The following is a 14,312-nucleotide window of genomic DNA, read 5'->3' as shown; positions in this document are numbered from 1 at the left end:
GCCGCAGCTGGAGCCGGCCAATTCCACTGAGTGGGATTGGGCCATCGCTGCCCGGCGAGTGCTTGCACATAATCGGTTGACATGACCCGCGGCCCTTGTGGCGCGGTGAAAACAAGAAACCGTTATGGAGATCGTTTTATGGGCACCTCATCCCGACCGTCAGTGTCGACCTCCGGTGCGCTCAAGGGCGTACGTGTGATCGATTTGTCCAGGGTGCTGGGAGGACCGCTGGCGGCGCAGATTCTCGCCGACCATGGCGCCGATGTGATCAAGGTCGAACCGCCGCAGGGTGACGAGACCCGTGAGTGGGGGCCTCCCTTCCGGGGCGATGCCTCGGCCTACTTCCTCAATGTCAATCGCAACAAGCGCACCCTGGCCCTGGACCTGTCCCTGGAAGAGGGGCGCGAGGTGCTGATGCGCCTGCTGGAAGGCGCGGATATCCTGATCGAGAACTTCAAGCCCGGGACGCTGGAGAAGTGGGGCATTGGCCATGACGTGCTGTCCCGGCGCTTCGAGCGACTGATTCACGCCAGCGTCACCGGTTTCGGCAAGGACGGACCGTTCGGCGGCCAGCCGGGATATGACCTGATGGCGCAGGCATGGTCGGGACTGGTATCGACCAACGGCACGCCGCAGAGCGGTCCGCTGCGCCTGGGCATCCCCGTGATCGACATGTCCACCGCGAGCAACGCGGTGATCGGCATCCTGCTGGCGCTGTACGAGCGTGATCGCTCCGGACGTGGCCAGCATGTCGACCTGACACTCTATGACACGGCCATCAGCCTGCTGCATCCCCACGCTCCCAACTGGTTCATGTCCGGCAAGGTGCCGGGGCTCACCGGTAACGAGCATCCGAGCATTTCCCCCTACAGCCTGTTCAACACCAAGACCCAGCCGGTGCTGATCACGGTGGGTAACGACAACCAGTTCAAGCGCATGTGCGCGGTGCTGGAACTGCCGGAACTGGCCGAGGACGAGCGGTTCTCCAGCAATGCCAGGCGCATCGTCAACCGTCGGGTGCTGACCGATGCCATGGAGGCGCAACTGGCGAATTTCGAAGGCGTGGACATCTGCCAGAAGCTGATGGCCGTGGGTGTGGGCGCTGGCGCCGTGCAATCGGTGGATCAGGCCCTGACCCATCCTCACACCCTGCATCGTCAGATGGTGGTGCAGTTGGGTGAGTACCAGAGCACCGGTATTCCGATCAAGCTGTCTCGCACTCCGGGCCAGGTGCATAGCGCGCCACCGCAATACAACCAGCATGCCCGGGAGATTCTCGGCGAGGCAGCCTATTCGGATACGCAGATCGATCAGATGCTCGATCGTGGCGTGCTCCTGGCCGAGAGGAAGCGCCATGGCCAATGACGCCGCATTTGCCCCGGACAGCAGCCCCGCGGTCCTGTATCTGCTGGACCGCCACGTGGCCTGGATCACTCTCAACCGTCCGGCCCGGCGCAATGCGCTGAGCGCGGACATGGACGCCGAACTGCGTGCCTGCGTGAGCCGTGCCGAGCACGATCCGGAGTGTCGCGTGATCTGCATCAGTGGCATGGGCGAAGGCTTCTGTTCCGGCGCTGACCTGAGCGTGGCGCCGGGGCTGTCGACGGCACTGCCTTACACCCCGCAGCCGCACAGCCTGGAGGCCTTTCGCTTCGGCTACCTGATCCAGGCCCGCAAGCCGATCATCGCGGCGATCAACGGCGCGGCGGTGGGCGTCGGGCTGGTCCTGGCGGCGTTCTGCGACATCCGCATCGCCTCGGCGGGCGCGCGATTGGGCTTTACCTACAGCCGGGTCGGCCTGGTCGCCGAGTACGGCATTGCCTGGTGGTTGCCCCGTATGGTCGGGCCGGGGGCGAGCAACGATCTGTTGTTGTCCGGTCGCCTGGTCGAGGCAGCCGAAGCCCGGCAGATGGGGTTGGTCAATCACGTGGTCGATGGCGAGGGTTTCAACGCCCATGTCGAAGACTATCTGCAGGCACTGGTGGAGCGTTGCTCGCCACGTTCCCTGGCGGTGATCAAGCGCCAGGCCTGGGCCGCCCATGAACAGACATTGCTCGAGTCGGTCCGCAGCAGCCAGCAGGATCTCGACGTGGCACGGCGCAGTGCCGATCATCAAGAAGGATTGCAGGCATTTCGCGAGAAACGCTTGCCCCGGTTTTCTGGAGACACCCATGACTGACGTTCCCTTTGTCACTGCCGTCGAGCGCGACGGCATTGTCCTGCTGACCCTGAACTCACCGGATACCCGCAATGCCCTGAGCACCGCCAGGGAGTTCGACGCCATCGAGCAGGCCTGCGCGCGGATCCAGAGGGATCGGGGAATTCGTGTCGCGATACTGACCGGTGCCGGCAAGGCGTTCTGCGCCGGCGGCGATGTGAAACTGATGCACCGGCGTGCCCTCGACCGCAGCGCCGAGCCCATTGAAGAGCGCTACCGCTACCAGGAAGGCATCCATCGGGTGACCATGGCCCTGCATCGCCTGGAGGTGCCGGTCATTGCCGCGATCAACGGTCCGGCCATTGGCGCCGGACTGGACCTGGCGTGCATGTGCGACCTGCGTATCGCCAGTGAAAAGGCGACCTTCGCCGAGAGTTTCGTCAAGGTCGGGATCATTCCCGGTGACGGCGGGGCCTGGTTGCTGCAGAGGGTGATCGGCGTCGCCCGGGCCGCGGAAATGACCTTCACCGGCGACACGATCGATGCCCCCACGGCCCTGGGCTTCGGCCTGGTCTCCCGGGTGGTCGGGCACGAGACGCTGCTGGATGAAGCCTGGGCGTTGGCTGCGCGTATCGCCGTCAATCCCGGTCACGCGTTGCGCATGGCCAAGCGGCTGATGCGCGAGTCGGCCCACGCGCGGCTGGAAACCATTCTGGAAATGTCGGCAGCGTTCCAGGCGCTGGCCCATGCCACCGACGACCACCGCGAACGGGTCGAGGCGATTGTTCGCCGTATCGGCTGACCTTGCCGCTTCACTCTTTCGGGACTTGCCTGCCATGACCACACTTTATGAAGTACACGCAGGGATTGCGTTGCTGACACTGGACAATCCTCCGGTGAACGCCTTGAGCCACGCCTTGCGTCGTTCCCTGGCCGAGCGCCTGGAGCGTTGCCTGGCCGACCCGGCCGTACGCGGCATCATCCTGATGGGCGCGGGAGGGCGGGCTTTTTCGGCGGGAGCGGACATCGCCGAATTCGGCTCGCCCGCCAGTCACGCCGACCCGTCCCTGGGGGCCCTGATCGGACAGATCGAGAACGCTCGCCTGCCGATCCTGGCCGCCATCGACGGACATGCATTGGGCGGCGGCCTGGAGTTGGCCCTGGGGTGTCACTGGCGCGTCGCCAGCCGTCGCTCGCGCCTGGGGCTGCCGGAAATTCACCTGGGGCTGATTCCCGGGGCTGGTGGTACCCAGCGCCTGCCCCGGCTGATCGGCCTGCAGCCGGCCTACGAGATGATGCTCGGCGGCCAGCCGATCGACGCCGAACGGGCGGCGCAGCTCGGGCTGGTGGATGAGGTGCTCGACGGTGAGTTCGCCGCGCGGGCACTGCGCTGGTTTGTTGCCTTGCTCGACGGCGGCCAGGGTGTGCGTCGCAGTTGCCAACGGGAGGTTGTCGAACAGGTGTTGCCGGCACTCCCCGGACGCGTCGCCAGCCATGCCGCGCAGGCCTTGCGGCAATGCGTCGAGGCGTCCGTGCGGCAGCCGTTCGAGGCTGCGCTGGAGCTGGAACGCACAACGTTCGCCGCCCTGGAATGCAGTGCCGAGTCGGCGGCCCTGCGCCATGCTTTTTTCGCCGAGCGTCGCGCCGGCACACTCTCCGGGCTGGCCGCCGGAACCCACCCGCTGGCCCTGCACAAGATCGCCGTGGTCGGCGCCGGTACCATGGGCAGCGGGATCGCCATGTGCTTTGCCAATGCCGGATTCAGCGTCGGCCTGCTCGATGTCAACCCGGACTCGCTGACCCGTGGGCTGGCCGGGATCCGGCAGAACTACAAGGCGCAAGTGGACAAGGGGCGCCTGAGTGTCGACGCCGCGCAGCAGTTGATCCGACGGATCGCACCACATGACAGCTTCGAGGCCATCGCCGATGCCGATCTGGTGATCGAGGCAGTGTTCGAGGACCTGGCCGTCAAGCAGACGGTATTCGCCACCCTGGATCGGGTCATGAAGCCGCAGGCCTTGCTGGCGAGCAATACCTCGACCCTGGATATCGACCGTATCGCCGGGTTCACCGGCCGTCCCGGGCAAGTGCTGGGCCTGCACTTCTTCAGTCCGGCCCCGGTGATGCGCCTGCTGGAAATCGTGCGCGGTCGCGCGACCCGCGATGAGGTGCTGGTCACGGCGCTGGACCTGGCCAGGACCCTCGGCAAGATCGGGGTCGTGGCGCGCAGTGCTGACGGCTTTATCGGCAATCGCATGTGGCACCAGTATTTGCGCCAGGCCTCGCTACTGGTGGAAGAGGGAGCCTCGCCGATGCAAGTGGACCGTGCGCTGCAGGACTGGGGATTCGCCATGGGGCCGCTGCGGGTCGCCGACCTGGCGGGCCTGGATGTCGGCTACGACATTCGTCAGCGGCAATACCGCGATTACCCGGATCAGCGCTGGTCCGGTTGGCTCGACCGCGTCAGTGAACTGGGGCGCCTCGGCCTGAAGGGTGGCACCGGCATCTACGCCTATCCGCAAGGCAGCCGGCAAGCCGTGGAGGACCCGCTGATACAGACATTGATCGAGGACTATCGGCGTGAGCGGGGCGTGGTGGCCCGCTCGTTCAGCGACGAGGAGATCGTCAGTCGTTGCCTGGATGCGCTGAGTGTCGAGGGTATCCGCCTGCTCGAAGAGGGGGTTGCCCAGCGAGGCTCGGATATCGACGCGGTGTTTCTCAATGGCTACGGCTTCCCCCGTGCGCAGGGCGGGCCGTTGTTCCAGGCCGACCGGGCCGGACTGGCGGCGCTGATCGAGCGCCTGACCCGCCGCGCGGGCGAAAGTGATGCGCGGTTCTGGGCGCCGCCGCGGCTGCTGTGCGATGTGATGGCGCATGGCGGCAGGCTGTCGAGCCATGAGGGGGAGGGACGTCCATGAACGAGGTCGTGGTGCTTTCCACCGCCCGCACCCCCATTGGCAAGGCCTATCGGGGCGCCTTGAACGCCACCCACGCGGCAACGCTGGGCGGGCACGCAGTGGAGCATGCGCTGGCACGCTCCGGTCTGCAGGCCGGCGAGATCGACGATGTGCTGATGGGCTGCGGTCGCCCCGAAGGCACCGCCGGCGAGAATATCGCCCGGCAGGTGGCCTTGCGTGCCGGGTTGCCCGTGTCGGTGCCTGGAGTGACGATCAATCGCTTGTGCTCCTCCGGGTTGCAGAGCATCGCCATGGGGGCGCAGATGATTGCCTGCGGTGACGCGCAAACGGTGATCGCCGGTGGCCTGGACAGCATTTCCTGCGTACAGAACGAACACATGAACCATTTCATGGCGCAGGATCCCTGGCTGCTGGCCCGGCGTCCCTCGATCTACCTGGGCATGATCGAGACCGCCGAGGTGGTCGCCGGGCGCTACGGCATTTCCCGGGAGCGCCAGGATGTCTTTGCCGCGCGCAGCCAGCAGCGCAGCGAGCGGGCCCGACTCGAAGGCCGGTTCGCCACGGAAATCGCGCCGATGGAGGTGTGGCGTCAGGTGCGCGACAAGGAGACCGGCCAGGTACGTGGCGAAGCCTGTCGCTTGAGCGAGGACGAGGGTATCCGCCCCGGGACCACCGTCGAGGCGCTGGCTGGTCTCAAGCCGGTGATCGAGGGCGGCTGCGTCACTGCCGGCAACTCCAGCCAGTTGTCCGATGGTGCGTCGGCCTGCGTATTGATGGATGCCCGTCGGGCCGAACGCGCCAACCTGCAGCCGTTGGGCTATTTCCGCGGCTTTGCCGTAGCCGGTTGCGAGCCGGATGAAATGGGCATCGGCCCGGTCCTGGTGGTGCCGCGCCTGTTGGCCCGGCACGGCCTGCGTGTCGACGATATCGATCTCTGGGAACTCAACGAAGCCTTTGCCGTGCAGGCGCTGTATTGCCAGGAGCGGCTGGGGATCGACGACGAGCGCCTGAACGTCAATGGCGGCGCGGTCGCCCTCGGTCATCCCTACGGCATGTCGGGATCGCGCCTGGCCGGCCACGTGCTGATCGAAGGACGACGACGGCGCGCGCGTTGGGTGGTGGTGACGATGTGCATCGGCGGAGGGATGGGCGCAGCCGGTTTGTTCGAAGTGGTCTGAGACCGCGAAATTCAATAAAAACAACAACACGAGAGCTTTCTTATGAACACAGTCAATAATGGGGTGATGGCGGGGGCTTCCACGCCGGCCTCACCAGCAACGGCGCGCGACGCCACTCGCCAGTCCATTCGCCGGGTGGTATTGGCCGGTGCATTCGGGACGGTGGTCGAGTACTTCGATTTCAGCGTCTATGCCTTCCTGGCGACCACCCTGGCAGCGGTTTTCTTCCCTGCCCAGAATCCCACCGCGGCGCTGCTCTACACCCTGGGCGTGTTTGGCGCGGCGTTTGTCGCCAGGCCCCTGGGCGGGATTCTGATCGGACACCTCAGCGACCGTTATGGCCGCCGCCCGGCCCTGACGGTAGCAGTGGTCGGCATGGCGTTCGCCAGTACGCTGATCGGGTTGTTGCCGGTCTATGCCAGTATCGGGATTGCCGCGCCAGTGCTGCTGTTCGTTCTGCGTTGCGTGCAGGGGCTGTCGGCCGGCGGCGAACTGGGCAGTGCCGGCTCCTACGTGGCCGAAGTGGCTCCGGATGGGCGGCGTGGCTTTCTCACCAGCACCACCCAGGTCGGCACGCTGGTCGGTACCATGCTGGGTTCGCTCTGCGTGGGCCTGATGCACATGGGCCTCAGTGACGAGCAGATCCTGTCCTGGGGGTGGCGGATTCCGTTCCTGATCTCCCTGCCTCTGGGGATCGCCGCGCTGATCGTGCGCAGCAGGATGGAGGAGTCCAAACAGTTCGAGTCCGTGGAGGAGCAGGGCGCGGTCGCGAAGATCCCGGCATTGTCGGCGCTGGTCTCCCACCCTCGGGCGGTGTTCACCGTGTTCGGTCTGACGCTGGTGTCCTTCGCCTCCTACTACCTGGTGTTCACCTACATGGCCACCTACTTCGAGCGCCAGGGCATCATGCGTCCGGGGCTGGCGGCCTGGTCGACGACGTTGACACTGCTGCTGGCGGCGGTGGCCATTCCGGTCTGGGGCAAGATCACCGACCGCATCGGTCGGCGCCCGATCCTGATTGGTGTGTGCGTCGCCAACCTGTTGCTGGCCTGGCCGTTGTTCCTGTTCATGCAGAGTTCGGTGGGCGCAGCGTTCTTTTCGCAGATCGTGCTCGGTCAGATCGAAGCCGCTTACCTGGGAGTGATCCTGGCCGCCTATTGCGAGATGTTCCCGGCCCGGGTGCGCTCCAGCGGCTTCAGCCTGGGCTACAACTTCTCGGCGATTCTCGCCGGCGGCAGCGCCCCCTACCTGGCCACCTGGCTGATCTCGGTAACCGGCGTGCCCCATGCCCCGGCCTGGATCCTGATGGCCATGGCCTTTCTTTCCCTGCTGGTGGCCTTGACGGTATCCGAAACCGCCAATCGCCCGATGCCGACCGTTTAACGCACTGGAGTCCCTCATGAGCATTGCGAGTTACCCGCAGATTTATCAATTCATTGCCGGACGCTGGGTCGAAGGCGGCGCGCAGACCGTCGAGCAGGTGCTCGACCCGGCCACCGAACAGGTGCTGGGCCGTTACCGCCACGCCTCGCTTGGCGACATCGACGCGGCCCTGGCCGCCGCGGACGAGGCATTGCCCGGATGGCGCGGCAAGACGGCCGAAGCGCGCTACCAGATCCTGCGCACCTCCGCCGGACTGCTACGCCAACGCACTGAAGAAGCGGCGGCGATCCTCAGCCTGGAGCAGGGCAAGCCGCTGGCTGAAGCACGGATGGAGATCCAGGTCAGCGCCGACGTGCTCGACTGGTATGCCGAGGAAGGCCGCCGCGCCTACGGTCGGGTGATTCCCGGCGCGGCGAACAGTCGCCTGCTGGTGGTCAATGAGGCGATCGGCGCGGTGGCGGCGTTTACCCCGTGGAATTTTCCCGCGACCACCGTGGCCCGCAAGCTGGGTGGTGCGTTGGCCGCCGGCTGCACGGTAATCATCAAGGCCTCCGAGGAAACCGCGGCGACGGCCGTGATTATTTTCCAGTGCCTGGAGCAGGCCGGGTTGCCGGCGGGGGTGGCGAACCTGTTGCTGGGTATCCCCGCGGAAATTTCCACGCGACTGTTGAGCAGCAAGGTGATCCGCAAGGTGTCCCTGACGGGGTCGTTGCCGGTCGGCCGGGTGCTCGGGCACCTGGCGGTGGACAACGATCTGGTGACTACTATGGAACTGGGCGGCAACGCGCCGGTGATCGTGTTCGACGATGTCGATGTCGAGGCGGTCGCCACGTTATGCGCCACGGCCAAGTTCCGCAATGCCGGACAGGTCTGCAATGTGCCAAGCCGTTTCTATGTGCATGAGCGCATCGCCGAACGTTTTGCCGCCACGGTTCAGGCGTTCGCCCGGGACCTGCGGGTCGGCCCCGGTGTCGAGGCCGGCACGCAGATGGGGCCGCTGGCCAATGCCCGGCGGCTGGCGGTGATGCAGCAACTGATCGATGACGCACGGGAGCGCGGGGCCGACCTGCTGGCCGGCGGCAAGCGCCTGGAACGCGACGGCTACTTCTTCGCGCCGAGCGTGCTGGCCAATGTCCCGGATGCGGCCCGGGTGCTGGTGGAAGAGGCGTTCGGCCCGATCATGCCCATCACCACGTTCAGTGATCGCGATGAAGTGCTGGTGCGTGCCAATGACACTGCCTATGGCCTGGGCTCCTTTGTCTTTACCGAGTCCCTGGATCATGCCACCTACGTCAGCGATGCCCTGGAAGCCGGGATGGTCGGCGTCAATACCACGGTGCTTTCGCGCACTGAAACCCCGTTCGGCGGAATCAAGGCCTCCGGGCATGGTTTCGAGTCGGGCATCGAGGGCCTGGAAGCGTACCTGCGCAAGAAGGTCATCCTGCAACACCCACCGGTTCGCGGCGCTGCACGCTGAATCTTGTCGATCAGGCCGACCGGACAAGCGGGCCGGCCAACAGGGAGAACATCATGTCAGTTGAAAAAGTCGCCGTCGTCACCGGCGCCGGCAGTGGCGTAGGCCTCAAGACCGCCGGGTTGTTGCATCGCAAGGGCTTCCGGGTGGTGTTGCTGGATATCGATGGCGATGCGGCCTTGACCCAGGCCACGGTCCTGGATCCGAGCGGCCTGAGCGTATTGGCGGCACGGGTGGATATCTGTGACGCGGGGCAGGTGCGCGCGGCCATCGACCAGGTACGCGCGCGTTGGGGACGGGTGGATGTACTGGTCAACAACGCCGGCATGCCCCAGGCCAATCTGCCTTTCGAGGCGGTTTCGGCGCAACTCTGGAGCCAGGTGCTGGACGTCAATCTCATGGGGATCGTCCACCTTGCCCAGGCGGTGGTACCGCTTATGCGCGAGCAGGGTAGCGGGCGCATCGTCAATGTAACCTCGGTGGCAGGCAGCCGCGCCCGGCCCGGAATGAGTGCCTATTGCGCGGCCAAGGCCGCGGCGATCTCCCTGACCCAGACCCTGGCGCTGGAGCTGGCGGACGCCGGCATCCTGGTCAACTCGGTGGCTCCCGGCTCGCTGGAAACCCCCATGTTCAGGAAATTCCTGCAACCGGATGAAGCCTGGGACGCGGCCATGGAGCGCTACTTGCCGAACATCCCGCTACACCGCTTGGGGCAGCCCGAGGAGATCGCCGAAACGGTGGTCTGGGTGGCGAGTGAAGCGCCCGGTTTCATGACCGGGCAGAACATCATTGTCGATGGAGGGCGATGCCTGTAGCACGGCCGCACCCGTGTTGCGTCGCCCGACGGCGCAACACGACGTGCAAGCAGGGGCCGTCATGAAAGTTCATCCAACGCGTTAACCCAAACTCGATAAACGTTTTAAAAAAACAGTTTCGTACTTCGAAGCTGCGGATTCTTTTTGTCTGATAAATCCAATAATAAAAGGTGGCAAATATGAAGGTTTCATCGCGCTCAAGCGCTTTTCTGCTGGCCGGGACCGTGATGTTGAGCGAGTCGGCATTATCGGCGCAGGCCTTTGACACGGCCTCTCCCTGGATGCTGGGCGATTGGGGCGGCTTGCGCCGGGAGTTGCAGGAAAAGGGTTACGACTTCGGTCTCAGTTATATTCCGGAAGTGGCGACCAATATCAAAGGCGGCTATGACCATGATCGTACGGCGCGGTATGCCGATCAGTTCGCCCTGAGTTCACATTTCGACCTGCAGAAGATTCTCGGTATCCAGGATGCCGATTTTCAGTTGACGATAACCGAGCGCAGTGGCCGGGACATCACCAACGACCGGCTGGTGGACCCGCGAGCGGGCTACATCTCGTCCTCTACCCAGGAAATCTATGGCGCCGGCCAGACCTGGCGCCTGACCAAGATGTGGTATCGCCAGATGTTTTTCGACAAGGCACTGGATATCAAGTTTGGCCGGATCCCGGTGGGTGACGATTTCGACACCATCGGTTGCGAGTTCCAGAACTGGGCCTTCTGCGGTGCCTTGGGCGGACATGGTTCGAAGGTGTGGTATAGCGCCCCCGTCAGCCAGTGGGCGGCACGGGTCAAGTACAACTTCAACAAGGATACGTACTGGCAGGTCGGTGCGTTCGAGTTCAATCCCACGGAGCTGGAGCCGAACAACGGTTTCAAACTCAATACCAGCGGGCGTACCGGCACGACGTACCTGAGCGAACTGGGTTGGAACCCACTGTTCGGTAGCGGCTATCCGGGCATGTACAAACTTGGTGCCTATTACAACACCGCAAAAACCACGGATGCCCTGGATGATGCCAATGGCGCGCCGCAACCCCTGACGGGCCTGCCCCTGGCAGAGCGCAACAACAAGCAGGGCTGGTATGCCTACGCCCGGCAGAAAATCACCGCGGACGCCGGTGATCCACGGCGCGGTCTGAGCCTTTTCGCCCATTACTCGGCCAACGACAAGGCCACTTCGATGATGGACTACCAGGTGGAACTGGGGGCGATCTACACCGGGGTGTTCGCCTCGCGTCCCGAGGATGACCTGGGCTTCGCGGTGGGGGCGCTCCATGTCAACCCGGCGTTTGCCAAGCGCATCGATCTGCAGAACCAGGTACGGGGGCTGGTCGACTACAACGACCCGCGCTATCAGCCTGAACGTACCGCCGAATACGTCGCCGAACTGCATTACGGGATCAAGGTGGCACCCTGGTTGACCGTGCGCCCGAATATCCAGTACCTGGCCAATCCCGGGGGGGCTTATCAGGTCGACGACTCGGTGGTACTGGGTGTGCAGGTCATGAGCAACTTCTAGGGCCTCGCCGCTCCCGAACAGACGGGAGGCCTGCAACGGGCCTCGCCGTCATCCATCGCGACGTCCGGCGCGCCTTGTTAGCCGGACTTCAAAGGCTCTGAAGGCGGCATCGGTTCTCCGGGGTGGGTGTTGGCCCTAGGATGCTCGGTAGCATTTTGATCAGTGGCGACGCCTGGCGCACCGCTGACCCATCGACTGGCAGGAGCTGAACATGACCCAGACATTGAAGATAAATGGCACCGTGCACACGGTCGATGTCGATGACGATACGCCGCTGCTCTGGGTCCTGCGGGATGTGCTCGGCATGACCGGCACCAAGTTCGGTTGCGGCATGGCGTTGTGCGGTGCCTGCACCGTGCACATGAACGGCGTGGCGATCCGCTCCTGCCTGATGCCGGTCAGTGCCCTGGCCCAGGCCGAGATCACCACCATCGAGGCCGTGGGCGAGACTGTCGCCGGCAAGAAGATCCAGGACGCCTGGCAGGCCCTGGAAGTGGTGCAGTGCGGCTACTGCCAGTCCGGACAGATCATGTCGGCGACGGCGCTGCTGGCAAGCAATCCCAATCCCAGTGACAGCGATATCGATAACGCCATGGCCGGGAACATCTGCCGGTGCGGCACCTATGCGCGCATTCATGCGGCGATCCGCCAGGCGGCCGGGGCGAGCTTCGTCAAGGTGGGCGCATGAACATCAGGTTCGACACGACTGCTGGCGGCCGGGTGTCGCGGCGCGGCTTTCTGAAAATCGGCGCGGCCACCGGCGGCGGGTTGCTGTTGAGCCTGGCCTTGCCCGGTGCGATCGGTGCCGGCCTGGCCGATGACAACACACTGTTCGAACCCAACGCGTTTATCCGCGTCGACCGCCAGGGCAAGGTGACTTTCACTATTGCCCAGGTCGAGATGGGGCAGGGCACCTACACCTCGATCCCTGTATTGATCGCCGAAGAGCTGGCGGTGCGTCTCGACCAGGTGGTGATCGAGCATGCCCCGGCGGACAACAAGCGTTATGCCAATCCGCTGCTGGGTTTTCAGGTCACCGGCGGCTCGACCTCGATCCGCAGCGCCTGGGACCCCCTGCGCCAGGCCGGCGCCACTGCCCGGACCCTGCTGCTCCAGGCGGCCGCCCTGCAATGGGGCGTGGCCCCGAGCAGTTGCGTGGCAAGCGAGGGAGTGGTCCGGCATGAGGCTAGCCGGCGTTCCCTGACCTACGGTGAGTTGGTGGAGAAGGCGGCGACCCTGCCGGTGCCGGAAAAGGTCGAGCTGAAAAGCCCGGAGCATTTCCAACTGATCGGGCTGACGAGCAAGCGCACGGATTCGCCGGCCAAGGTCAACGGCACGGCCCTGTATGGCATCGATGCACGACCGGAAGGGTTCAAGGTCGCCGCGGTGACGGCCTGTCCGGTGATCGGCGGCAGCCTCGCCAGCGTCGACGACCGCGCGGCCCTGGCGGTCAAGGGCGTGCTGCGGGTCATCCGTATCGACAACGCCGTGGCCGTGGTGGCCGAGCATATGGGCGCGGCGCGCAAGGCCCTGGCCTTGCTCGATATCCGCTGGAACGAAGGCGCCAACGGGCAATTCTCCACGGAAAAAATGCTCCAGGCGATCGAGCAGGCGTCCCAGGCCACGGGGGCCGTGGTGCGTAATGTCGGTGATGTCGCGCAGGCGCTGGCGCAGGCCGACAGGAAGTTCGAGGTGGTCTATCAGGTGCCATTCCTGGCCCATGCCTGCATGGAGCCGATGAATTGCACCGTGCATGTCCGCGCACAAGGCTGCGACCTCTGGCTGGGGAGCCAGGTGCCGGCGCGGGCGCAGGCAGTGGCCGCGCAGTTGACCGGTCTGGCCGAATCCCAGGTCCAGGTGCACAACCACTTGCTGGGCGGTGGTTTTGGCCGGCGCCTGGACGTCGACTTTGTCGCCCAGGCGGTGGCTTTCGCCAAGCAGGTGGAGTTCCCGCTCAAGGTCATCTGGTCCCGGGAAGAAGACACCCGTCACAGCACCCTGCGGCCCTACCATTTCAACCACCTGAGTGCCGGCCTGGATGCTCACGGGCGGCCGACGGCCTGGACCCATAAGGTGACGGGCTCGTCGATCCTCGCGCGCTGGTTGCCGGCACGCTTTGCCAACGGTATCGACGGCGATGCCATACGCGACCCGAGCGGTCCCTATGACTTCCCGAACATTGGCGTCAGCTACATCCGCCATGAACCGCCCGAAGGCATTACCACTGGTTTCTGGCGCGGTGTCGGGCATACCCAGAACGTGTTCATGGTCGAGGGCTTTATCGATGAGCTCGCGGCGAGCGCCGGGCAGGACCCGGTGGCCTATCGGCTGGCGCTGCTGGACAAGCACCCGCGTGCGCGCAAGGTCCTCGAGGCGGTCGCACAGCATTCGGGCTGGGGCACCCCGCTGGAGAAAGGCCGGGGCCGCGGCGTTGCGCTGACCTTCTGCTTCGGCACCTACGCCGCCCAGGTGGCGGAGGTGAGTGTCGATGCCGCCGGGCAGGTGCGCGTGCACAAGGTGACCTGCGTGGTCGATTGCGGGCGCGCGATTGTGCCTGACAGCATCGTCGCACAGATGCAGGGCGGGGCGGTCTTCGGCCTGAGTGCGGCGTTGTTCGGCAACATCACCTTCAAGGACGGGAAAGTCGAGCAGGGCAATTTCGACACCTACCGGGTCCTGCGGATGAACGAGATGCCGGCCATCGAAACCCATCTGCTGGACAGCGAGGAGTCTCCTGGCGGGATTGGTGAGGTGTCCACGGTGACGATTGCACCGGCGCTGGTGAACGCCGTATTTGCCGCGACGGGCAAGCGCCTGCGTCAGTTGCCTGTCGATAGCCGCCAGTTGGCGGGTGCCTGAGTCGTTT

At 65.0% G+C, this 14,312-nt stretch carries 11 protein-coding genes; all 11 read left to right on the top strand.

The annotated features are described in order from the left end of the window. The first annotated feature begins 138 nt into the window (after positions 1 to 138). The gene (locus ACL9RJ_RS14975) at positions 139 to 1,365 is read left to right on the top strand and encodes a CaiB/BaiF CoA transferase family protein (RefSeq protein WP_042936689.1); all 1,227 of its coding nucleotides are present in this window, start codon (positions 139 to 141) and stop codon (positions 1,363 to 1,365) included. Beyond that, the gene (locus ACL9RJ_RS14970) at positions 1,355 to 2,179 is read left to right on the top strand and encodes an enoyl-CoA hydratase-related protein (protein WP_422765406.1); all 825 of its coding nucleotides are present in this window, start codon (positions 1,355 to 1,357) and stop codon (positions 2,177 to 2,179) included. Before ACL9RJ_RS14975 ends, ACL9RJ_RS14970 begins: the two co-directional genes overlap by 11 nt. After that, the gene (locus ACL9RJ_RS14965) at positions 2,172 to 2,960 is read left to right on the top strand and encodes a crotonase/enoyl-CoA hydratase family protein (RefSeq protein WP_177086374.1); all 789 of its coding nucleotides are present in this window, start codon (positions 2,172 to 2,174) and stop codon (positions 2,958 to 2,960) included. The genes ACL9RJ_RS14970 and ACL9RJ_RS14965 overlap by 8 nt, the downstream gene beginning before the upstream one ends. A 34-nt stretch (positions 2,961 to 2,994) precedes the next feature. Further along, the gene (locus ACL9RJ_RS14960; protein ID WP_422765405.1) at positions 2,995 to 5,076 is read left to right on the top strand and encodes a 3-hydroxyacyl-CoA dehydrogenase NAD-binding domain-containing protein; all 2,082 of its coding nucleotides are present in this window, start codon (positions 2,995 to 2,997) and stop codon (positions 5,074 to 5,076) included. Next, complete coding sequence (locus tag ACL9RJ_RS14955; RefSeq protein ID WP_422765404.1) at positions 5,073 to 6,254, top strand: acetyl-CoA C-acyltransferase; 1,182 nt, start codon at positions 5,073 to 5,075, stop codon at positions 6,252 to 6,254. The genes ACL9RJ_RS14960 and ACL9RJ_RS14955 overlap by 4 nt, the downstream gene beginning before the upstream one ends. Before the next feature lie 42 nt (positions 6,255 to 6,296). Continuing rightward, positions 6,297 to 7,637: an MFS transporter gene (locus ACL9RJ_RS14950; RefSeq protein WP_052328599.1), complete on the top strand. Its 1,341-nt coding sequence runs from the start codon at positions 6,297 to 6,299 to the stop codon at positions 7,635 to 7,637. A 16-nt stretch (positions 7,638 to 7,653) separates the two neighbouring features. Next, on the top strand, positions 7,654 to 9,114 hold the full coding sequence (locus tag ACL9RJ_RS14945) for an NAD-dependent succinate-semialdehyde dehydrogenase (RefSeq protein ID WP_177127675.1): 1,461 nt from the start codon (positions 7,654 to 7,656) through the stop codon (positions 9,112 to 9,114). A gap of 53 nt (positions 9,115 to 9,167) precedes the next feature. Beyond that, positions 9,168 to 9,926, top strand: a complete 759-nt coding sequence (locus ACL9RJ_RS14940; protein WP_177086367.1) for an SDR family NAD(P)-dependent oxidoreductase — start codon at positions 9,168 to 9,170, stop codon at positions 9,924 to 9,926. A gap of 179 nt (positions 9,927 to 10,105) precedes the next feature. Continuing rightward, positions 10,106 to 11,446, top strand: coding sequence for a carbohydrate porin (locus tag ACL9RJ_RS14935; RefSeq protein ID WP_422765403.1), 1,341 nt, complete (start codon positions 10,106 to 10,108; stop codon positions 11,444 to 11,446). A 211-nt stretch (positions 11,447 to 11,657) separates the two neighbouring features. Beyond that, a complete protein-coding gene (locus tag ACL9RJ_RS14930; RefSeq protein ID WP_017128833.1) occupies positions 11,658 to 12,134 on the top strand; it encodes a (2Fe-2S)-binding protein in 477 nt (158 codons plus the stop codon). Beyond that, on the top strand, positions 12,131 to 14,305 hold the full coding sequence (locus ACL9RJ_RS14925; RefSeq protein WP_422765402.1) for a molybdopterin cofactor-binding domain-containing protein: 2,175 nt from the start codon (positions 12,131 to 12,133) through the stop codon (positions 14,303 to 14,305). Before ACL9RJ_RS14930 ends, ACL9RJ_RS14925 begins: the two co-directional genes overlap by 4 nt. The last annotated feature ends 7 nt before the right edge of the window (positions 14,306 to 14,312 follow it).

This window comes from Pseudomonas sp. Mn2068 (genome assembly GCF_049319725.1).
GTDB lineage: Bacteria > Pseudomonadota > Gammaproteobacteria > Pseudomonadales > Pseudomonadaceae > Aquipseudomonas > Aquipseudomonas gingeri.
Note: the sequence above shows the minus strand (reverse complement) of the source record. Positions and strands in the feature narration are given on the sequence as shown.